This is a genomic window from Oribacterium sinus (assembly GCF_963537195.1).
Classification (GTDB): domain Bacteria; phylum Bacillota; class Clostridia; order Lachnospirales; family Lachnospiraceae; genus Oribacterium; species Oribacterium sinus_A.
In genome coordinates this window covers 15522-37522 of the sequence record NZ_CAUTEG010000009.1, presented here as the reverse complement: position 1 = coordinate 37522, position 22001 = coordinate 15522, and the positions used below count along the sequence as shown (strand labels likewise).

At 43.2% G+C, this 22001-nt stretch carries 20 protein-coding genes and 1 tRNA gene; 16 read left to right on the top strand and 5 right to left on the bottom strand.

Translation table 11 applies throughout. The annotated features are described in order from the left end of the window. Window positions 1–321 precede the first annotated feature (321 nt). The 4 genes from RYL27_RS02460 to RYL27_RS02445 all read left to right on the top strand — a co-directional run bounded on the left by RYL27_RS02460 (window position 322) and on the right by RYL27_RS02445 (window position 4790). Window positions 322–2796, top strand: coding sequence for an ATP-dependent Clp protease ATP-binding subunit (locus tag RYL27_RS02460; RefSeq protein WP_314964996.1), 2475 nt, complete (start codon window positions 322–324; stop codon window positions 2794–2796). Next, on the top strand, window positions 2781–4154 hold the full coding sequence (gene radA / locus RYL27_RS02455; RefSeq protein WP_314964994.1) for a DNA repair protein RadA: 1374 nt from the start codon (window positions 2781–2783) through the stop codon (window positions 4152–4154). The genes RYL27_RS02460 and radA overlap by 16 nt, the downstream gene beginning before the upstream one ends. A gap of 32 nt (window positions 4155–4186) precedes the next feature. Continuing rightward, window positions 4187–4257, top strand: a tRNA-Trp gene (locus RYL27_RS02450). Window positions 4258–4622: 365 nt separating this feature from the next. Then, window positions 4623–4790, top strand: a complete 168-nt coding sequence (locus RYL27_RS02445) for a hypothetical protein (RefSeq protein ID WP_314964992.1) — start codon at window positions 4623–4625, stop codon at window positions 4788–4790. 360 nt (window positions 4791–5150) lie between these two features. Here RYL27_RS02445 and RYL27_RS02440 read toward each other — a convergent pair whose 3' ends face one another. The 3 genes from RYL27_RS02440 to RYL27_RS02430 are packed head-to-tail and all read right to left on the bottom strand — an operon-like array spanning window position 5151 to window position 6546. Further along, the gene (locus tag RYL27_RS02440) at window positions 5151–5573 is read right to left on the bottom strand and encodes a type II toxin-antitoxin system HicB family antitoxin (protein ID WP_314964990.1); all 423 of its coding nucleotides are present in this window, start codon (window positions 5571–5573) and stop codon (window positions 5151–5153) included. A 2-nt stretch (window positions 5574–5575) separates the two neighbouring features. Beyond that, window positions 5576–5692: a type II toxin-antitoxin system HicA family toxin gene (locus RYL27_RS11450; protein ID WP_314964988.1), complete on the bottom strand. Its 117-nt coding sequence runs from the start codon at window positions 5690–5692 to the stop codon at window positions 5576–5578. A 38-nt stretch (window positions 5693–5730) separates the two neighbouring features. After that, window positions 5731–6546: a CPBP family intramembrane glutamic endopeptidase gene (locus tag RYL27_RS02430; RefSeq protein WP_314833184.1), complete on the bottom strand. Its 816-nt coding sequence runs from the start codon at window positions 6544–6546 to the stop codon at window positions 5731–5733. 252 nt (window positions 6547–6798) lie between these two features. Here RYL27_RS02430 and RYL27_RS02425 point away from each other — a divergent pair, with 252 nt between their 5' ends. From RYL27_RS02425 to RYL27_RS02415, 3 genes are all read left to right on the top strand, one after another. Further along, entirely contained in the window at window positions 6799–8643 is a 1845-nt protein-coding gene (locus RYL27_RS02425; protein ID WP_314964986.1) for an ABC-F family ATP-binding cassette domain-containing protein, read from the top strand. Between the two features lie 116 nt (window positions 8644–8759). Continuing rightward, window positions 8760–10472, top strand: a complete 1713-nt coding sequence (locus RYL27_RS02420; protein WP_331667026.1) for a Y-family DNA polymerase — start codon at window positions 8760–8762, stop codon at window positions 10470–10472. Next, a complete protein-coding gene (locus RYL27_RS02415; RefSeq protein WP_314964984.1) occupies window positions 10462–10668 on the top strand; it encodes a hypothetical protein in 207 nt (68 codons plus the stop codon). Before RYL27_RS02420 ends, RYL27_RS02415 begins: the two co-directional genes overlap by 11 nt. On the opposite strand, the gene RYL27_RS02410 is transcribed toward RYL27_RS02415, so the two are convergent. Further along, on the bottom strand, window positions 10634–11917 hold the full coding sequence (locus RYL27_RS02410; RefSeq protein WP_314964982.1) for an ATP-binding protein: 1284 nt from the start codon (window positions 11915–11917) through the stop codon (window positions 10634–10636). The two genes, RYL27_RS02415 and RYL27_RS02410, sit on opposite strands and share 35 nt — an antisense overlap. Before the next feature lie 79 nt (window positions 11918–11996). Continuing rightward, entirely contained in the window at window positions 11997–12929 is a 933-nt protein-coding gene (locus RYL27_RS02405) for a hypothetical protein (RefSeq protein ID WP_314346623.1), read from the bottom strand. A gap of 298 nt (window positions 12930–13227) precedes the next feature. Between RYL27_RS02405 and RYL27_RS02400 the strand changes: the two genes are divergently transcribed. The 9 genes from RYL27_RS02400 (at window position 13228) to ilvC (ending at window position 21944) form a co-directional block, all read left to right on the top strand. Continuing rightward, window positions 13228–14088, top strand: a complete 861-nt coding sequence (locus tag RYL27_RS02400; RefSeq protein WP_304072530.1) for a YitT family protein — start codon at window positions 13228–13230, stop codon at window positions 14086–14088. Between the two features lie 164 nt (window positions 14089–14252). Next, window positions 14253–14897: an HAD hydrolase-like protein gene (locus RYL27_RS02395; RefSeq protein WP_314964979.1), complete on the top strand. Its 645-nt coding sequence runs from the start codon at window positions 14253–14255 to the stop codon at window positions 14895–14897. 102 nt (window positions 14898–14999) lie between these two features. Then, complete coding sequence (locus RYL27_RS02390; RefSeq protein WP_314964978.1) at window positions 15000–16076, top strand: ABC transporter substrate-binding protein; 1077 nt, start codon at window positions 15000–15002, stop codon at window positions 16074–16076. A gap of 89 nt (window positions 16077–16165) precedes the next feature. After that, window positions 16166–16906 carry an ABC transporter permease gene (locus RYL27_RS02385; protein WP_314964977.1) on the top strand — a complete coding sequence of 247 codons (741 nt, stop codon included), beginning with the start codon at window positions 16166–16168 and terminating at the stop codon, window positions 16904–16906. Beyond that, on the top strand, window positions 16906–17502 hold the full coding sequence (locus tag RYL27_RS02380) for an ABC transporter ATP-binding protein (protein ID WP_314964975.1): 597 nt from the start codon (window positions 16906–16908) through the stop codon (window positions 17500–17502). Before RYL27_RS02385 ends, RYL27_RS02380 begins: the two co-directional genes overlap by 1 nt. A gap of 160 nt (window positions 17503–17662) precedes the next feature. Then, window positions 17663–18619, top strand: a complete 957-nt coding sequence (locus RYL27_RS02375) for a hypothetical protein (RefSeq protein WP_314964974.1) — start codon at window positions 17663–17665, stop codon at window positions 18617–18619. A gap of 279 nt (window positions 18620–18898) precedes the next feature. Then, window positions 18899–20545: a biosynthetic-type acetolactate synthase large subunit gene (gene ilvB / locus RYL27_RS02370; protein ID WP_314669373.1), complete on the top strand. Its 1647-nt coding sequence runs from the start codon at window positions 18899–18901 to the stop codon at window positions 20543–20545. Between the two features lie 13 nt (window positions 20546–20558). Beyond that, window positions 20559–20810, top strand: a complete 252-nt coding sequence (gene ilvN / locus RYL27_RS02365; RefSeq protein WP_304073663.1) for an acetolactate synthase small subunit — start codon at window positions 20559–20561, stop codon at window positions 20808–20810. A gap of 120 nt (window positions 20811–20930) precedes the next feature. Next, window positions 20931–21944: a ketol-acid reductoisomerase gene (ilvC, locus tag RYL27_RS02360; RefSeq protein ID WP_304073660.1), complete on the top strand. Its 1014-nt coding sequence runs from the start codon at window positions 20931–20933 to the stop codon at window positions 21942–21944. Window positions 21945–22001: the final 57 nt, after the last annotated feature.

Sequence of the window (22001 nt, the reverse complement as noted above, 5' to 3'; positions counted from 1 at the left end):
CGATTGGCGGATAAAGAGAAGCATAAAAAAGAGGATTCTTTGGAGCATACCAAAGAAGTAGAGCTGGAAATCGAAGAACTGTAAGAGACTGTTTATCATGCAGTATAGCCATAAAAGTAGGATTTATCCTAGAGCTATACTGCATGAATTTTTTTATCCATGAAAATTTTTCTCATAGGACTCCTTCACAGACTATTCAAAAAGCTTTGCTATCATGATAAAATATTTAGATTCAATCAGAAAATTTTAACTGGACAACACTGCTTTTAGGGACTATAAAAGCAGAAACGGTATTGTATAGAAAAGGATAGGGTGGAGAAGATGAATCAGTTTACGATACAGGCGCAAAGGTCTTTACAACTTGCCATAGAGGTGGCTGAAGAGTGTCATCATCAATATATTGGAACAGAGCATATCCTCTTAGGTCTTGTACGGGAAGGTACAGCCGTTGCAGGGAAGGTTTTAAAGGCAAATGGCGTAACGGAAGAAAAGATTGCGGATATGATTGCCAAGTTTATGGTTAGCGGAGAAAGCGGTGTTTCTCTTGCAGACCCCAGCGGTTATACCCCATCTGCCAAGAGAGTTCTGGAGCAGGCGATGCAGGAAGCCAGAGAGGGACAGTCCCGTTTGGTGGGAACCGAGCATCTTTTGATGGCCATTTTGAAGGATGGAAACTGTGTGGCATCCCGAATTATTTCAACTTTGGGTGTTTCCATGCAGAAGATTTATACCCAGCTGAATTCCGCCATTGGAAGAGACAACCTGGTGGAAGAGAGAAATAATAGAGAGAAGGAAGTACGCTCTGTGCAGACGCCGACATTGGATCAGTATTCCCGTGATCTTACCGCGTTGGCAAAGGAAGGAAAGTTGGATCCTGTGGTTGGTCGCGGACAGGAAATTATGCGAATGATTCAGATTCTGTCCAGAAGAACCAAGAATAATCCTTGTCTTGTGGGAGAACCGGGAGTGGGGAAGACTGCTGTGGTGGAAGGTCTGGCCAATAAAATTGCGGCAAAGGATGTTCCGGACAGTATTTTAAAAAAGCGTTTATTAACCTTGGACTTATCTGCCATGGTGGCAGGCTCCAAATACCGTGGAGAGTTCGAGGAAAGGATTAAGAAGGTTATTCAAGAGGCAAGAACAGACGGTGAGGTGCTTCTTTTTATTGATGAGATTCATACCATCATCGGAGCGGGAGGCGCTGAGGGAGCACTGGATGCTGCCAATATTTTAAAGCCTGCTTTGGCCAGAGGAGAGCTGCAGATTATCGGTGCAACCACCCTGGAGGAGTATAGAAAGCACATTGAAAAGGATGCGGCACTGGAAAGACGTTTTCAGCCGATTACCATTGAAGAACCTACGGAAGAGGAAAGCATCAAGATTCTGGAAGGAATCAAAGAGCGCTACGAAGAGCATCATCAGGTTGTAATTGAAGAAGAGGCTATTCTGGCGGCGGTAAAGCTTAGTGCCCGCTATATTAACGATCGATATTTGCCGGATAAGGCCATTGATTTAATCGATGAGGCTGCTTCCAAAATTCGCATTTTAAATAGCGGAGAGCCTGCAGCCATCAAAAAACTAAGAGCCCAGATTGCAGAATTTGAAGAAGAAAAGGAAGATTGCATTCGTAGGGAAGATTTTGAAGGGGCTTCTCAGATTAAGAGAAAACAGGAACAGAAGAGAAAGCGTCTGAGCAAGGAACTGGAGCTTTGGAAGAAGGAAAGGGAAGAGAATCGTCTTCACGTTCGGGAGTCGGACATTGCCCAGGTAGTTTCCGATTGGACGAAGATTCCTACCAAGAAGCTGGAAGAAACGGAGACGGAAAGACTGAAGAATCTGGAAAATCTTCTTCATGAAAGGGTAATCGGACAGAACGAGGCGGTGAAGGCGGTTGCGCAAGCTATTAAGAGAGGTCGTGTAGGTTTAAAGGATCCTAAGCGCCCCATCGGCTCCTTTATGTTCCTGGGACCTACAGGAGTGGGAAAGACAGAGCTGTCCAAGGCTATTGCGGAGGTGATTTTCGGCTCGGAACAAAACCTTATCCGTGTAGATATGTCGGAGTACATGGAAAAATACAGTGTTTCCAAGATGATCGGGTCTCCTCCCGGATATGTGGGTTATGATGAGGGGGGACAGCTTTCCGAGAAGGTAAGAAGAAATCCCTACTCTGTCATTCTCTTTGATGAGATTGAGAAGGCTCATCCGGATGTGCTGAACATTCTTTTACAGGTGCTGGATGACGGCCATATTACCGATTCTCAGGGACGAAAGGTTTCCTTTAAGAATACCATCATTATCATGACCTCCAATGCAGGAGCGGAGCAGATTATCAGCCCGAAAAAGTTAGGCTTTGATACGACTCCCGGACAGCTGGATAAAGACTATCAATATATGAAGAACAAGGTGCTGGAAGAGCTGAAAAATCTCTTCAGACCGGAGTTTTTAAATCGTATTGATGAAATCATTGTCTTTAGGCCCATCAGTAAGGAAGATATGTCCAAAATTTTGGATATCCTTCTGTCTCAGCTGTATAAGAGGGCAAAGGGAGAACTGGATCTTGGCTTACGTTTAGATAAGGGGGCGAAGGACTTCCTGGTGGAAAAGGGCTATGATCCCAAGTTTGGTGCAAGACCCTTAAAGAGAACCATCCAAACCCAGGTGGAGGACTTACTGTCTGAAGCCATTTTAGAGGGTGAGATTCCTCAGGGCTCTTTGGTTACCGTGAAAATGGACAGAAACGGAGAGAAATTAAAGACCAGCATTAGAAAAAGGAAGGAAGAATGCCAAAAAGTTTAAATCTTTTTTTCTGTAAGGAATGTGGTTATGAGACCATCAAGTGGTTGGGACAGTGCCCTTCCTGTAAGGCCTGGAATTCCATGGTGGAGGCTCCAAAAGAAAGTAAAAAAAGACCGGGGGGAGCAGGAACTATGCTTCCCCTGAAAAAGGCAGAGGCGAAAAAGCTGGAGGAAATCCCTTTAGACAAGGAAGATCGTATTTTCACCGGCTTCGGAGAGCTGGATAGAGTATTGGGAGGTGGCCTGGTGGCCGGCTCCCTCGTTTTATTAGGGGGAGATCCGGGAATCGGAAAATCCACCATTTTCCTCGCCGTAAGCCTGCACCTGGCTTCCAAGGGAGGAAAGAGAGTTCTCTATGTCTCCGGTGAGGAATCGTTAAAGCAGATTAAGCTTAGAGCCAATCGCATGGGAGAAGTGGAGGGAGAGCTTTATTTTCTGTCCGAAAGTAATTTAAATCAACTCTTAGAAGTGGTGGAGGAAAGAGAAATTGATTTTCTGGTGATTGACTCCATCCAAACCATGTTTTTGGAAGAGGTAACAGCCTCTCCTGGTTCCGTAAGCCAGGTGAGAGAGTGTACTTCCTTCTTACTTCGCCTTGCCAAGGAGCGAGGGATTACCATTGCGGTGATAGGTCATGTGACCAAGGATGGAAATGTTGCCGGCCCGAAGATTTTAGAGCACATGGTGGATGTGGTTTTGTATTTTGAGGGAGAGCAGAACAGTCAGCTGCGTATTCTGCACGGACAAAAAAATCGTTTTGGTTCCACCAATGAAATTGCCGTTTTTACTATGGAAGAGAAGGGGCTATGCGAGGTGGAAAATCCCTCCGCCCTACTTTTGGCAGGTCGTGCTCTGGACTGCTCAGGCTCCATAGTGTCCTGCGGCCTGGAAGGCACCAGACCGATTCTTATGGAAATCCAGGCGCTTTTGGTGCCTACTAACTTCGGCCTTCCCAGAAGAACTGCAAACGGTATAGATTATAATCGTTTGCATATGCTCCTGGCTGTGATGGAAAGGCGTTTAGGCATTGAGTGCTCTAAGTTCGATGCCTATATCAATATTGCGGGAGGTTTAAAGATTTCAGAGCCTTCCATAGATTTGGCGGTGCTTTTGGCTTTGGTTTCCAGTTATAGGAATATTTCTATTCCGGAGGACACTATGGTCTTTGGAGAAGTAGGATTATCCGGAGAAATTCGTGGAGTAAGCCATAGTGAATCCAGAATCGAAGAAGCCATTCGCCTGGGCTTTAAAAGAATTCTCTTACCGGCTTACCATGCGCCCACACAGGGGAAAAAGAGAGACATTAGCTTGATTCCGGTAAAAAATATAAGAGAGGCATTGACAATCTTCAAAAAATAGCATAGAATCATACCGTTGCTTTTCTAAAGCAGAGGGGATTAGTTCAATGGTAGAGCAACGGTCTCCAAAACCGCCGATGGGGGTTCGAATCCCTCATCCCCTGCTACTAAGAAACCCTAGGAATTAAGCCAAGAACGGCTTGAAACCTAGGGTTTTTGCTTACTTTTTGGTAATGTGATTTTACTGAAAATGGAAGTTTTTTACTCGTTTCTCATATAAAACCGCCCACGAAACCGCCCACGATTTTTGCTATATATCCTTGAAGTGCTTAAGGTATTTCTTTGAGCCTTTTGTTTACTCCATCTAAGCCCGTGGATAATATTGACGATTATATTCAAAGGGTATACAATGAAACCATAGTACTTTCAGCCGGATTACCGGACAACTTAATCGAGGAGAAAGCTTAGATGCGGGTTATTGAAGCTTTGGAGAGATCAGAACACCTAGTATTCACAAGGAGATGATTAAATGGATAGAGAAAAAATGTTAGCTGAGAAGATGGGCTGGTCATACATCATTGATGACAGTAAGATGCCTAGTGCTGAGGAATCTAAAAAAATCGTGATTCCTAAAGAACTCGAAGAAAAGTTTGATGCTGAAGTAGAAGAGATAGCGCATAAATACGGTCTCTATTAAGTGCGGGCGACAGTATAAAAGACAACTAATCTACCACCGGTCTTCGGTGGTATTTTGTTGCCTAAAAAGGAGCGATGTGGTTATTCACAGCATAAATTAGTAGGAAGCTATGAAAAAAGAAAAGCCATTTGTCTAGTAAGTATCTTTTAAGCGCTATGGAATTGAAGGCTCTAAAATGTCGCCCTTTGTGAGTGAGGACTGCTGAAAGAAAGGCTTGGTTTTCGCCTAATCGGGAGTTATGGATGTAGCCTTCCTACTTAAGGTACGCAAGACAGGATAAGAAAGAATCCATCATCTCCTGTTAACAAGAAACCCTAGGAATTAAGCCAAGAACGGCTTGAAACCTAGGGTTCTTGCTTATTATCCTCCGACTTTCTCCAAGAGTGCCTCCTGCAATACCTGAGAAAAGTTTATTCCCTGTGCTAAAGCCTTTTCATTTAGCCACTGAGGAATGGTAAGGCTTTTTCGTACAGATTTATTGAAATGCAGTTTAGCGTATTCTTCTACATCAACACTAATGAGACTTGCAAATCCATCGGATGGTGGTTCGGTTCCCAGACTTCTTGAATATGCGATAGGATCAATAGATTTCATAAAAGAGGGGGTAGGAAGGACTTCTCCATCTTTCTGTGCCCATATAATTTGTGCCGCAAGACATTCAATAGCCATATTCATGGCATCATGTAAATCATCTCCACATGTAGCAACGTCAAAATCGGGAAAGCAGACAGAATATCTTCCCTTATCATCTTTGTAAAAGATTGCCGGATATATACTTAACATATTTACTTCCTCTCTATTCCTGCTTGTTTATATATAGAACATTTCGTGAATTTAGGCAGTTCTTTTGTATGGAATGGGATAGTGACCTTGTCGGTCTTATGGGGATGTGTATCTGGCATCAATGTGTATACTATTAAAGCTGTTATTCATTTTTCTCCTAAAACCTTGCAAACAGATATACAAAACCTGAACCGAACATATCCGCCATGGAGTGTACCAGCACCACCGGCAAGAGATTTTTGATTCTATAGGTATAGAAGTAATAGTACAAAAGTCCGAATACCACACCGATAATAATAGCGGAGGTCATGCCCTGATAGGTGTGGAAGGATATACGAATCATCGTGGAGTAAAGCAGGGTTTGCCATTTGTACTTTTGGTCTACGGTGCCCAGTAAGCCCAAAAAGAAGAATTCTTCATAGAAGGCATTTAATAAAGCATAGATAATGGCAACGGGGCTTAAGGCTGCTATTTTCCGAAATAACTCAAAGAAATCCATGGAAAGAAGAACTTCCTTGGTGAAGTAGTTATAGCCGTTGTCAAAGAGAAGGTAAAGAACGTCTGCACTTAGTCCCATAATGGCAAGCAATACAAAGTACCAGGGAATCACGGAGAGCTTAAAGCGGAAGGGGATTTGTTTAAAGTCAAAGTTACGAACAATCAGATACAGAAAAACCAAAAGCAGCATAAAGAACTGGAATTGCAGGTTGCTGGAATAAGCTACCCCTTCAGTGGCGGTATCCACGGTTTCCGCTACCGTTTCCGTAATGCTTTCCGTATTTTGGCTAAGAAGGATGGGGGAGAGGGGGAAAGCGTAAAACATAGCAGACTTTACAGCATTTAGGCTGTCCAGAAATAGCTGATTGGAGCGAATAATAAATTCTCCGAATAAAATCAAGGTAATGATGATAACATCATAGAAACGAAGATTCTTGGTTTTTTCTTTGGGGAAAATGAATTGACGAATAGACATGCTGCTCCTTTCTTTACGCTGAGTAATGCAAGCTGTAGAAAACTTAGATTTCTTACCGGACTTATGCAAGTTCGGCACTCCCCTTTTCTTGCTTTGTCGTCGAAGGCTTAGATGGATTTTTAAGAGGAAAGTTTGTCTATTTGCATACTCACTTACTACTATAGTTCCATCAGTGCATTGCTATTTTAGCGGTACCTTTGCTATTATAGCAAGGAAAAATCTCTTAAAAAGGAGAGGAAAGAGGAAGATTCTATGGCAGGAAGTATTGTAAATATAGAAAAAGGCAGCAAAAGCTTTCAAAATAAAGTTTTATTTTCCGATGCTCATTTCTCGATTCAAGAAGGAGAGAAGGTGGCATTAATTGGAAGAAACGGTGGAGGAAAGTCTACTCTGCTTCGGATTATTGCCGGAGAAGAGGAGCTGGACAGCGGCAGCATTGTACGAAGAAGGAGCTTGAAAATCAGCTACCTTACCCAGGAAAGCCGTTTTCCGGAGGAGAAGAGCATCCTGGAGGCGCTGGTGGAGAACTTTGCCCTTCGTATGGGAGAACAGGAAAGAGAGGCCTTTGGCAAGAAGGTTATGCAGGAGATTGGCTTGGAGGATTTCTATTCTCCCTGCAAGATTTTATCCGGAGGACAGAAGAAACAGCTGGCTCTTCTGGCGGCCTTAAATACGGAACCGGATTTACTGCTTTTGGATGAGCCTACCAACCATTTGGATGAGGAAATGGCGGAGTGGCTGGAGGAAAAATTAAAGCGCTTTAAGGGGGCGATTTTGCTGGTGAGTCATGACCGCTATTTTTTGGATACGGTTTGTGATGTGATTGTGGAGCTGGAAAGAGAAGGCTTTACTCGCTACGAATGCTCCTATTCCTCTTATTTGGAAAGAAAGGCGGAGCGATTCAATATTGAAAAGGCTCAGGAAAGAGCCAGGCAAAGCCTGCTTCGGAAGGAATTGGCCTGGGTACGAAGAGGAGCCAAGGCCAGAACCACCAAACAAAAGGGACGACTGCAACGCTATGAAAAGCTTTCCCAAATGCATGGTCCAACGGAGGAGGAAGAGCTGAGCCTTGCCTCCATTTTCGTGCGTCTGGGGAAGAGTACCATAAATTGTGAAAACCTGAGCAAAAGCTATGGAGATAAGCTTTTATTCTCCGATTTCAGCTATAATTTTTTACGGAATGACCGTATCGGCATTATCGGGAAGAACGGGGCAGGAAAGTCTACCCTGATGAAGGCGATTCTGGGAGAGATTCCCGTGGATGAGGGAAAGGTGGAAATCGGACAAACCGTGCGGATTGCCTATTTTCGTCAGGAAAATGAAGATTTGCCGGAAAAGGAAAGGGTAATCGACAGCATTAAGGAGATTGCGGAATACCTGCCCACAAAGGAAGGTTTGATTTCCGCCTCCCAAATGGCGGAGCGTTTCCTTTTTTCTCCGGAAATGCAGTACGCCCCCATTGAGAAGCTTTCCGGAGGAGAAAAGAGAAGACTTTATCTGCTTCGTATTTTGATGTCCGCCCCCAATGTGCTGTTCCTGGATGAGCCCAGCAATGACCTGGATTTAAGCAGCCTGATTGTTCTGGAGGATTTTTTGGACAGCTTTCCGGGCATTGTGTTTGTGATTAGCCATGATCGATATTTTCTGGATCGTATGGTGAATCGTCTCTTTATTTTCCAGGAAAATGGACAGATTCGCCAGTTTGAGGGAGGCTATACCGACTACCAGGTACAGCTTTTGAAGGAAAAGGAAGAGGCGGAAAATGTAGAAAAGGGCGGCAAGGCAGAGTCCAAAGAGGACAGAGGAGAAGAAAAGTCCGAGGGGGATAAGAAGAAATCCTGGCAGGGGGCAAGGCTTTTAAAGATGACGTACCAGGAGAAGAAGGATTTTGAGCATATTGAAGAGGAAATTGCCGCCTTGGAGGAAGAACTTGCTTTTATTGAAAAGGAAAGCGAAGCCAACGGCAGGGATTACGTCTATCTTGCGAAATTACAGGAGCAGAAGGAAGAAGCGGAGGGAAAGCTTTTGGAAAAATATGAGCGCTTCGAGTATTTGACGGAGCTTCAGAAAAGAATTGATGCCGGGGAAAAGGTTTAAAGTCCATATAAAGGATTAAGCAAACATTTTTAGAACAAATGTTTGCTTTTTTATTTACAAAACAAATGTTTGGTTTTACAATAAAGAAGGAAAGGAAGAAGAATGAGGATAGAGCCATGGATGTGTATGGGGAAGCGCAAAAGGAAGCTAAAGGAGGTAGGCATGAGGGAGACAGTCGGAAGAGAAAAGCCCAAAAGAATGCTGAAGAAGCTGGGCGTGGAATAGTAGGGCGGCAGGAGGAGAAAACCTGTCACTATATGGCCATTGATTTAAAGTCTTTTTATGCTTCCTGCGAGTGCAGGGAAAGAGGCTTGGATCCTATGGATGCTTATTTGGTGGTGGCAGATGGGGAAAGGACGGAAAAAACCATCTGTCTTGCGGTAAGTCCTGCCTTAAAGGCCTACGGTGTTCCGGGAAGAGCCAGACTCTTTGAGGTGGTGGAAAAGGTACGAAAGATCAATTACCAAAGGGTGAAGCTTTACGGAGGACAGCCCCTTGTGGGAAAGTCCTGCTTTGATTCTGATTGCAAGACCTATCCTTTTTTGGCAGTAAACTATATTACGGCTCCTCCCAGGATGGCTTTATACATGGCTTACAGCAGGCGGGTTTATGAGGTGTATCTGGAATTTGTTTCTAAAGAGGATATTCATGTCTATTCCGTGGATGAGGTTTTTATGGATCTTAAGCCCTATGAGAGAATTTATCAAAAAAGCAGTATGGCCTTGGCGGAGGAGATTTGTAGAAGGGTTTATGAGGAGGTGGGCATGATTGCCACCGTCGGCTTAGGGGAGAATCTTTATCTAGCCAAGGTAGCCATGGATATTGAAGCTAAGCACATGCAAGCTTCTAAAGAAGGAATTCGTTTGGCCATGCTGACGGAGCAATCCTATCGGGAAAGTCTTTGGCAGCATAAGCCACTCCATGACTTTTGGCGGATTGGCCGGGGGATAGAGAACCGTCTGGCCCACTATGGAATCTATACCATGGGAGACATTGCTCTGGCGGCGCTTTCCGGCAGTAAAGAAAAGAAAAATCAGGCACTCTTGTATAAGCTTTTTGGAATACAGGCAGAGCTTTTAATTGACCATGCCTTTGGCTATGAAACTTGCAAGATAGAGGATATTAAGGCCTTTCACAGTAAAAGCAACAGTCTGCATAGCGGGCAGGTTTTGCCTTCCCCCTACGGCTTTACGGAGGGGAGGATGGTGGCAGAGGAGATGGCGGAGGATTTGGCACTGGATTTACTAAAGAAAGGGAAGGACTCTGCCTTTGTGCAACTCTATCTTTCTTTTGACGAGGAAAATGCAGGAGAAAGCTATGAAGGGAAGCTTGTCCAAAATCACTATGGAAAAAGGGTACCGAAATCCGTCCATGGTCTATATCATTTTCCGAAAAGGAGCAATCAGGGGAGAGCCTTTCGAGAGGCGGTTTTGGCTATCTATGACCGAATCATGGACAGAAGATTAAGAATCAGAAAGCTCAGCATTTCCGCAGAGGATGTAAGGGATTGTGAAGCCTTGCCGGAGGGACAGCTGGATTTATTTCAGCATTTTTTGACCTCGGATGAGGAAGAAAAGGAATGTGTGGAAAAAAAGCAGTTTTTGGAAAAGGAAGAGAAGGCCAGAGGAGCAGCCCTGGAGGTCATGGAGAAATTCGGAAAGAATGCCTTACTGAAGGGCTATCAGTATCTGGAGGGAGCCAGAGGAAGGGAGAGAAACCGGCAGATTGGAGGCCATAACAGCGGTGTTTCGGACTTGGTTTCTATCAGGAGAAAGGAGGAATCCACTATAGCGAAGAATATCGTGGAAGGACAGGATTATGAAAGATAGAAAAAAAGAAAAGATAGGAGAAAACTCCTATCAATCCATTTTATATACCAGCTATCCCATTCCCCTTCTTAGGAAGAGGATGTCCAAGGAGAGCCGAGCTGCACAATTCGCTCCCTTTGCCGCCCTAAAGGGCTATGAGGAGATGATGGAGGAGGACAATCCTAGTCCTTTTTCTGCACCAGTAAGGACTGGATAAATTGCTCTGCTGTTCGTCCTGTAGCGGCTCCTCTTCGGATAGACCAGGCATTGGCCATGGTTAGAAGCTTTTCCTCTGAAATGGAAAGCTTGTATTTATTGGCCAGAGAAAGCACGATTTTTTGATAAAGGGTGTAGGCCGGCTTTTGGAAGAGGATGGAAAGCCCAAAACGATCTGCCAAGGAAAGCTTTTCCTCTGTAGTGTCGGAATGGTGTAAGTCCTCTTGGTATTCGATATCATTTTTATCGGAAAGATTTTCCTTTACCAAATGTCTTCGGTTAGAGGTGGCATAAAGCAGAATATTGTCTGCTCTTCCTTCCAAGCCTCCTTCCATGACCGCCTTCAGCAGTTTATATTCCACTTCAAAATTCTCGAAAGAAAGATCGTCAAAGTAAAGAATAAAGAAATAAGGTCTTTCTCTAAGGGTTTGCAAGAGGAAGGGAATTCCCTCCAGATCTTTTTTGAAAAGAGAAACAAAGCGGAGTCCTTTAGAATGGTATTCCTCCAAAAGCGCCTTCATACAGCTGGATTTTCCGGTTCCCGCATCTCCGTAGAGTAGGACGTGATTTGCCTTCTTTCCTGCCAAAAAGGCTTCTGTATTCTCTTTCAAGGCGGAAATTTCCTTTTCATAGCCCAAAAGAGTGGAGAATCCGGGATACTTCTGCAAGGGAAGACCTTCCAAACAGTATTCGGAAGAGCCTGTACCGAAAATATTTTCTTTTTCCAAGCTAAAGGCGGAATGACAACGGAAAAGTCCTACACCTTTTTCCTTATATTCCCTTTCCAAAATAGAAGAGAATTCCTGAGCATCCTTTGCTGCTTCCAGTTTATTGTTAAAGGAAAGCAGCTGTGCTTCGTAGGAATAGGAGGGGAAGTGCTCTGTCTTGGCTGCTTCGGAAACTTTTCCTCGAAATACGGAATCGATAGCTTTTTGTTCCTTCGGAAAGAAGAAAGACAGGTTTAAATGATAGAGGGAATAGAGGATTTCCCTTTCTCTTTGGATAAATTCCGGATGAGAGAAATGACTCCAGCCTCTTTTTTCGGCAGATAAACTTAGAGAATTTTCGTCCTGCAAAAGAAAATCGGCAAGAAAAATATGCCAAAGGTTTGTTCCCTTTGGCATATTGGAATAGTTTTGAAAGAGACGGGAGAGGGCAGAATAGGGAGCATCGTCCCTTAAATCCTGTACAAAATCTGTTTCTAAAAGATTTCGGTAAAACAATAATTCTTCCATTCTTTCTAAATTCATCCCTTGTACTCCTATTCTTTATTTACTGAAAAAACTTGACGGTAGATATTTTCTATTTTTTATTAAATGATAGATTTCTCTAATTAGACTTGCTTTTTCCGGAACTGCTCTTGCTGTTATCGTGAGAGGAATTCTTTTCCGAACTATTCTTGGAAGAGCTCTTTTCCGAACTGCTCTTTTCGGAATTGCTTTTTTCAGAACTTTCACCGGTATGATTTTTGGAAGAACCGTTTTTTTCTGAGCTTCTTTCCTCCTCTTTATTGCCTGACTTACCGTTATGTGTGTTGCTCTTACTATCTTTGTTTTTACTGTTTTCGTTCTTGCTATCTTCGTCCTTAGCCGCTTCTTCATCCGCCTTGGTTTTCGGGTAAGGAGATTCTTCTAAAGTGAAGTTGCCGGTAACCTGATTTCCCGATTTATCAGAAACATACACGGTAAGTCCATTACTTTTCATGGAAAATGTTACCTTGCCGCTAGCTTCATCAATATTGGTGGGTTTAAGATTGTCTCCATCCTTATCGATTCCGTAAATTGTGGCATAATCCACTCCGGACTGATCATCGGTAACGGTAAACTCAACATATCCGGAGCCGAGAACAACATTATCCTCATCAATGACGGGGGGATTTTCGTCAAAACTATTGATTTGGGTATTGCTGACTTGCATCATCCCGTTGATGGATTTTGCGGAAATTCGAAGATTTCCGTTTCCGGTAAGAGAAATGATGTAATTTTGATTTTCCTTTGTGAAATTTTGCTCTTTTCCCTCTAATTTTGCGGTGAACTCTTTAATAGGAAGAACGGAATCCACATGAACCAAAAGTGTTCGTACAGCAGGATCATCCGTTTCTGTAGCTTCATTCACCTTTAACTTCGGGGTAGCCAAAACAAAAAACAAAATAATGGAATTAATCACCAGATAAGGCAGGACATAATGAAGAAGTATAGAAAGGAAGCCGGACTTCTTTTTCTGTGACCCTTTGGAACTTCTATAATCTTTTTGGTTGGACATGTTTTTCTCCTCAGCTTTTTCTAGATACTACGGCAAGAAAGTATACCAAATCTTCCTTTTGCTTACAAGATAACTTCTATGCAATTAGGACTTCCTATCGAAATTGTTAAGAAATAGCGCTGCATTCGCCGAATTTAAAGAGCACTGTCAAAATCTTTGATAATGAACATTTTCAAAGATGTTCCCAAAGACATTCCCCAAGATGTTCCTAAAGACATTCCCAAAGACATTCCTTTTGAACCCTAGGCAAAAGAGAAAGAGAATGTTAGAATGAGAAGACTAATCTTGGAGGGATGTTATGAAATTTGATACAAAAAGAGATATAAAAAGGCTGCTTGGCGTTTTGGCGGGAGCCACCTTGTTGGCTTTAAACTTGAAAACCTTCGTTTCTGCGGGAGGACTTTTTCCGGGAGGAGCTACAGGACTTACGGTTCTCTTGCAAAGAGTGGCATTACGCTATTTTAATTTAGCGCTTCCATATTCTGTACTGAATATCATTATTAATATCATTCCGGTCTATATCGGTTTTCGATATGTGGGAAAGAAATTCACAATCTTATCCTTGATTATGATTTTGTTCACAGGCTTTGTAACGGATAGTGTGAATTTACAGCCCATTACCTCGGATATGCTTTTAATATCTATCTTTGGAGGAATCTTAAATGCCTGTGCTATTACGCTTTGCCTCAGGATGGATGCCACTTCAGGAGGAACGGATTTTATCGCGATTTATCTGTCCCAGAAGAAGGGCGTGGATACTTGGAATTTGATTTTCTATTTTAACGCCGCCCTTTTGGCCGTTGCCGGATATCTTTTCGGTTGGGAGAAGGCGTTATACTCCATCATTTTCCAATATGTGTCTACACAAACCATTTCCGCACTTTACAGAAATTATCAAAAGCTTACGCTTTTTGTGATAACGGACTATCCCAATGAAATAGCGGCGGGAATCCATGAGGTCTGTCATCACGGCGCCTCTATTATGCACGCCATGGGAGCATTTGAAAGAAAAGACCATTATATGGTGTATTCCGTAATTTCATCAGCGGATATCAAGAAAGTAAAGATGAAGATTAACGAAATTGATCCCAAAGCCTTTATGAATACGATTCGTTCTAAGGATATTACCGGGCATTTTTATATGAAGCCGAAGGATTAAAAGAGCAGGACATAATATTTCGATTTGAAGGAGAAAGATTAAAAGAGTAGGAAATCACATTTCGATTTGAAGGAAAAGGATTAAAAGAGTAGGAAAGCATATAGAAAAGCATATAGGAAAATATATAGGAAATTATAGTAGATAAAAAGGGAGAAGAAGTGCTTATGAAAAAGCAGTATCAGAATATATTTTTGGATTTGGACGGAACCATTATGGATTCCGGCTCCGGAATTATGAAGTCGGTGCAATATGCCTTGGATCATTTTTCCTTACCCAATGAACCGGAGGAAAAGCTGAGAAGATTTGTGGGACCCTCCTTGCAGGATTCTTTTATGCGATTCTACGGCTTTTCTGAAGAAAAGGCTAAAGAAGCCATTTCCTATTATCGGGAATATTATCCCGAGAAGGGAATGTATGACGCCTTTTTATATCCCGGGATGGAGGAATGCATGAAGAAGATGCATGAAGGAGGGAAGAAGCTGGTGCTTTTAACCTCTAAGCCTCTGTTTTTTGCCACACAAATCATAGCCCACTTTGGTTTATCCCCTTATTTTTTCCTGGAAATCGGTACAGAGCTTAAGGAACAACATTCCGACAAGAGCTTCCTGATGGAGAGAGCCATAGAAAAGGGCGGTTTTCAAAGAGAAGATTGTCTTATGGTAGGAGATACCGTTTACGATATTCAAGGAGCGAAGGATGCAGGAATCGACTCTGTGGCAGCGCTCTACGGCTATGGAGAACGGAAAGAAATCGAACAGGCGGAGTATTCCATTGAAAAGCCTTTGGATTTGTTGAAGATTGTATTTTAGATATTCTCTATTTACTCAGTGTACCCGCTGCTGCATGAAGAGGGAAAATTATGGCATGAAAGCGGTAAAATTATATTTACGGTTTAAGAAGAAAGGATGTATATGAAAAGAAATCTTTGGAAATGGCTGTTACTTTGTCTTCTTTGCCTTGGCCTTTTTGCCTGTACCAAGGGGGGAGAGAGCTCTACGGAAGTGAAGAAGGAATCTACTCCTTCTGTAGAAGAGAAAAGCTCTTCGGTAGAAAGATCTGAAAATGCGGAAGAATCCAAGGCTGAGAATAAGACTGAGAATAAGACTGAGGCAGGAGAAGAGCCGACGATTTTAAGCCTGAAGGGTCCCACCACCATCGGTCTTGTGCATTTGATGGAGAAAAGTGAAGAGGAAAAACTTCCTTATCAATTTCAAATGGAAGCAAGCCCGGATGCTTTACTTCCGGAGTTTGTATCCGGAAAGGGACAGATTGCCACAGTTCCGGCCAATATGGCGGCAGTTTTATATCAAAAGCTGGATAAGGACGTGGAAGTCTTGAATATCAATACGCTGGGAATCTTGTATGTTATTACCGGAAATGAGGAGGTAAGCAGCATTGCGGATTTGGCAGGAAAGGATATTTATATGCCGGGGCAGGGAGCTACACCGGAGTATGTGCTTCGCGCCCTGCTTTCCAAGAACAATGTGGAGGGAAATCTTAACTTTGTAACGGAACCCGCCGAGGCGGTAGCACACTTACAGCAGAATCCCAACAATGTGGCGATTCTTCCGGAGCCCTTTGCTACCGCAACCCTTTTACAAAACAGTAATTTACAAAGAAAAATCTCAATTACAGAGGAGTGGAAGAAGTCCTATGACGGAGTGGAGTTGCCTACAGCAGTAACCATTGTCAGAAAGTCTTATGCTGAAGAACATCCTGAAATTGTAAAGGCTTTTCTGGAAGAGGAAAAGGAAAGCATTGCCGCTGTGGAAAAGGATGTTCAGAAGACGGCGGAGCTTGTGGTAAAACAGAGAATTTTAGAGAAAGAAGCTTTGGCAGCCAAGGCTATTCCAAACTGTAATATTCATTTCATTGACGGAGAAGAGATGAAGAAAGCTTTGGAGCAGTATTATCAAGTTCTTTTTAAGTCCAATCCTAAGTCTGTGGGAGGAGCCTTACCGGAAGAGGGCTTTTATGCTCAGTCTTAGATAGTAGGGAAGTGACAGTTCTTTTTAAAAGCCATAGCCTGGATATAGAAAAGAACGAAATGCATTCCGATTATTAGGAAGGAAAGAATGTGAAGCAATGGCGTAAAGCGGGAATTATACTATTTTGGATGCTTCTATGGGAATTGTTTGCCAAATTGGTGAACAATTCCTTTCTTTTGGTTGGCCCCATGGAAAGTGCTAAAGCCTTAAGTCGACTATTGCAGCAGCAGGAATTCTACGGAATCCTGTGGAAAAGCTCTCTGGGGATTCTTTCGGCTTATCTTTTTAGTTTTCTCCTGGCTTTGATACTTTCTTATCTTTCCTATAGAAATTCTCTGTTGGAGGATTTTTTAAAGCCGGGGGTTTTTGTGTTAAGAAGCTTACCGGTGGCCAGTTTCATTATTATTCTTTTGTTCTTTCTGGGAAGGGACAAGCTTTCCTTCACCATAAGCGGCTTTATGTCCTTTCCGATTTTCTATATTAACCTGCTGGAGGGTTTTCATAAAACAGACCGTAAATTACTGGAAATGGCGGAGGTCTTTCATTTTTCCCTATATAGAAGACTTCGGTATATTCATCTTCCGGCAGTATATCCCTTATTGCTTGGGGCAGCGAAATTAGCCATGGGACTTTCCTGGAAAAGCGGCATTGCGGCGGAGCTGATTGGGCAAGTGGGAAAAAGTATAGGCTATCAGTTGATGGAGGCCAAGGTGGGCCTGGAAATGGCGGACGTCTTTGCCTGGAGCATCGTGATTATTGCTTTGTCTCAGTGTTGGGAAATTCTGGTCATACTGCTGATTAAGGCTTTGTGCAGGAAGGGATGTGTGTGATGGAAATTCGAATTGAAAATGGGGAGAAGTGCTTTGGAGAAAAAATCATTTTTTCCGATTTTTCCTGCCAAATGGATTTTCACAAACATTCTCTTTATAGAATTTCCGGGGAATCCGGAAAGGGGAAAACTACTTTGCTGCGAATTTTGGCTTCTCTGGAAAAACTGGATCGGGGGGAGCTACAGTTTCTATTCGGGGAGGCAGCCAGAGGAGAGGGGAGCTTTAAGGTTTCCATGCTATTTCAGGAAAATCGACTGCTGGAAAAATGTAGCGGATTGGAAAATCTTCAGATTGCTTTGCCGATGCTGTCTAAAAAAGAAATTCTGACAGAAATGACTGTTTTTTTCGAAGAAGAAGATTTCCGAAAAAAAGTAGAGAAATATTCCGGGGGGATGAAGAGGCGATTAAGCTTTCTAAGGGCAATGCTGTTTCCCTTTGACTTCCTGCTTCTGGACGAACCCTTTACAGGCCTGGATAAGGAAAATAGAAAGATAATGGAGGAGTATCTGCTTTCTCATCAAAGAAAACGTCCGGTAATCTTTGCCAGCCATGAAAATCCACTGCTATGGAAAGATTACGGAACTATCGCGTTATAAATTGAAGGGCCTTGTATGATAAAAAACTTAAAATTGCTCTTTTAAATACTTAAAAAGAAAAACTGTAAAGAAAATTTTATGAAATGGCAGAAAACTTGTAACACATGAAGAAAGACTTTTGTCTATACTTTTGATAGCGAATAGACAAAAGGAGGTTTCTATGAAAGCGAAATCATTTTTAAAAGGAATGGCAGTGTTTATGAGTATTATGGCGGTTTCCGCGTTTTCCGCCTTTGCCGCAGGAAACAAGGCAGAAATCGGATCGGTGAATTTACAGATTGACAGTTCGGATATTGAAATCGGGTCGGCTGCAAAGAAGATTTCCGTAAGTAGCGGTGATGACGGTTTTACCATTCAAAATGATGAAGGAACCGCTTTGAATATGCAGGGAAATGTTTGGAAAAGTAACACGACTCCCCAGTTCAAGGTAATTTTAAAGGCGGATTCCGAGCATAAGTTCAATACCAACAATTTAAAGACTGCGAATTTTTATAAATTTAGCGGAGCTGAGGTAGGATTTGTAAAGGCTACAGGTACTGCAAATTCCATCACCCTCACCATCAAAACCAAGAAGCTGAAGGCAAATCCCGGTGACTTGACAGTAGGAGATGTAAGCTGGAGAGATGAAAACGGTGTGGCAGAATGGTCCGGGGTGGATAATGCGGAAAAATATCTGGTAAAACTCTATAGAGGAAGTCAGTTTATCACCAGCGGAGAAACTACCGGAACCAGCTATGATTTTCGCTCTGCGATTACCCAGAACGGAAACTACAGCTACAAGATCAGAGCCTATGCTTACGGAAGCTATGGAGACTGGGTAAGCTCCGAAGAACTGGAGATGAGAGCAAGCTCTTCTCAAGGCGGTACGGAGAATGGACGTTGGATTTTAGATGCAAATGGTTGGTGGTTCTTAAATCCGGATCGTTCTTATCCTGCCAATACGTGGAAGATGATTAACGGAAAGTGGTATTATTTCAATAAGTCCGGCTATATGAAGACCGGTTGGGTACAGACCAACGGAATTTGGTATTATCTTGGTGCAGACGGTGCCATGCTGACGAATACCAGAACTCCCGATGGATACTATGTAAATCAAAGTGGTGCATGGGTGGCATAAGGCCAAAAGAATCATAAAAAATGCAAAAGTTATAGCAGATATAATGAAAAGTTTCTTGACAGAGAAATAAGCCTATGGGATAATTCCTTCATATTTTTCAAGGAGGAAAGGGTTATGCAGAACATTTGGCTGGCAATTATTATGATTCTTGCAGTCATTATTGTCTTACACGATAATGTTTGTTTGCGTAACGCCACTTTGGAAAGATAAAGACATGATTTGAGCCTTTAGCCTTACAGCGTTACGCTGTAAGGCTTTTTCAATGAAACGGGAGAGAAAATGAAATTATCAGGGGCAAGGCTATTAATTGAAGAGTTGATTCATCAGGGGGTGGATACCGTATTCGGCTATCCCGGAGGTGCAGTTTTACAGATTTATGATGAGCTGTATAAGTGTAAGGATCGGATTCATCATGTTCTTACCGCCCATGAGCAGGGGGCAGCCCACGCTGCAGACGGCTATGCCAGAGCCAGCGGAAAGGTTGGCGTGGTTATTGCGACTTCCGGTCCGGGAGCTACGAATCTGGTAACGGGCATTGCCAATGCCTATCTGGATTCCGTTCCTATGGTGGCCATTACCGGTAATGTAGCCACGGAAGCACTGGGAAGAGACAGCTTCCAGGAGGTGGATATCGTATCCATTACCCAGCCTGTGGTGAAGCATAATTTTATGGTAAAGGATGTTACGGAGCTGGAGCAGACGATTAAAGAGGCATTTCAAATTGCCAATTCCGGCAGAAAAGGTCCGGTGCTCATTGATATCCCTAAGGACGTACAGATTAGTGAATGTGAATATGGAGTAGCCGTTCTTCCCAAGATGCCGGATAAGCCGAAGCTTCCCTATGATCAGGAAGGGGTTATTGCCTTACTGAGTCAGGCGAAGAAGCCATTAATTTATGCCGGTGGAGGTATTACAGCGGCTAAAGCGGAGAAAGAGCTGATTGCCTTGGCGGAGAAGCTGAATATTCCGGTTACCGTCAGTATTATGGGAAGGACAGCATTTCCCGACTCTCATCCCTTAAGTCTTGGTTTGGTGGGAATGCACGGAAGCTATGTGGCGGCGAAAACCCAGTCGGAATGTGATGTGTTATTGGCTTTGGGCGTTCGTTTTTCCGATCGTGCCACCGGAAATATTGCCCGTTATACACAAAATTGTAAAGTTATCCATGTAGACATCGATAAGGCGGAAATCGGAAAGAACATAAGCCCGGATTATTCCGTACAGGGGGATGTGAAGAAGTGGATTAAAGAAATTCTTCCAAAGCTAAAAGAACAAAAGCATCCTAAGTGGTGGGAAGAAATTCATGGCTTTGAAAAAACCAAGAGTAAAGTGGAGGGAGATTTCCATCCAAAGCATATCTTGGAGACCTTAAGGAAGTATACGGAAGATGACACGGTGGTGGCTACCGATGTGGGACAGCATCAGATGTGGACAGCACAGTACTATCGTTTTGAAAAAGGAAGAACCTTCTTAAGCTCCGGAGGATTGGGAACCATGGGCTACGGTTTAGGGGCAGCCATTGGAGGGTGCTTTGGAAGAAAGAAGGCCCATACCGTTTTGATTACTTCCGAGGGATCCTTCGGAATGAACTGTAACGAGCTATGTACAGCGGTTCATGAAAATTTGCCGATTACCATTATTCTGATGAATAATCGTGTTTTGGGTATGGTAAGACAGTGGCAGACAGCCTTTTTCGGAAAGCGTTATTCCGAAACGGTTTTGGATAGAGCTACGGACTTCGTAAAGCTGATGGAAGCTTACGGCGGTAAGGGCTTTAACGCCAAAAACTGCAAGGAGTTGGAAGATGCCTTAAAGGAAAGAGAGCATTATAAAGGTCCGATTTTGATTAACTGCTCCATTAATCCGGATGAGAAGGTGCTTCCGATGATTCCTCCCGGAAAATCCGTGGATGATATTATTTTATAAGGAGGGGGGAAAGATGAAGAAGTTTACCATTGACCTTTTTGTAAATAACCGCTTCGGCGTTTTGAACCGTATTACAGGACTTTACTGTAAAAGAGGGTACAATATCGAATCCATCCAAGCCGGCCCTACAGAAATTCCCGGATGTACCAAGATTGAAATCGTTTCCACCGGGGATGACTATATGCGTTCTCAGGTAATTTCTCAGCTGGAGAAGTTATATGATGTACGGAAGGTGGATCTCCTTTCGGAGATGGATGGTGAATAAAGTCGTGAAATGCCGGAATACGGCTTCACAATAGAGAGGCGGAACAGTGCTTCGAAGAAAGTCCCTGCATTTGTTCCAAGGGATCCCCTTAGGGGGAAATGTATAGAAGGAGAGAAAACAATGGCTATTATGTACTATGAGAAGGATTGTGACTTACAGTTATTAAACGGTAAGAAGGTTGCCGTGATCGGTTATGGCTCTCAGGGTCATGCTCATGCCCTGAATTTACGGGACAGCGGTGTGGATGTAGTCATCGGTCTTTATGAAGGTTCCAAGTCTGCAGATAAGGCAAGAGAAGACGGCTTTACCGTATACAACACAGACGAGGCTGTAAAGAAGTCCGATATTATCATGATTTTGGTAAATGACGAGAAGCAGGCTAAGCTTTACAAGGATCAGATTCAGGCAAATTTAAGTGAAGGTAAGACTCTTGCTTTTGCTCACGGTTTCAACATTCATTATCACGCTATTGTTCCTCCAAAGAATGTAAATATCATCATGGTAGCACCAAAGGGACCCGGACACACCGTTCGTTCTCAGTATGTAGATGGAAAGGGTGTTCCCTGTCTTGTAGCTTGTGAGCAGGATTACTCCGGAAACTCTATGGATGTGGCTAAGGCTTATGCAGCCGCTATCGGCGGTGCAAGAGGCGGAATCTTAGAGACAACCTTTAAGGAAGAGACAGAGACAGACCTTTTCGGAGAGCAGGCAGTACTTTGCGGTGGCGTTTGCGCTTTGATGGAGGCAGGTTTCAATACTCTTGTTGAGGCAGGTTATAAGCCGGAAAATGCATATTTCGAGTGTGTACATGAGATGAAGCTGATCGTAGACCTGATTTTCAATGCGGGATTTGAGGGAATGCGTTATTCCATTTCCGATACAGCTGAGTATGGAGACTATACTGCAGGACCAAAGGTAATCGGCGAGGAAGCAAAGAAGGCTATGAAGCAGATTCTTTCCGATATTCAGGACGGAACCTTTGCGAAGGATTGGATTTTGGAGAACCAGGCAGGAAGACCTCACTTCTTAGCAATGAGAGAGGAACATGCAGAAACCTTGGCTTCCAAGACCGGTCAGGATTTACGTCAGAAGATGGGATGGAAGCAGGTTCAGGATTTGGATCAAGCGAGATAATTGCCCTAGGCCAGCGGCACATTTTGTGCCGCTTTTTTTAAAAGAAAAAGGAAGTAG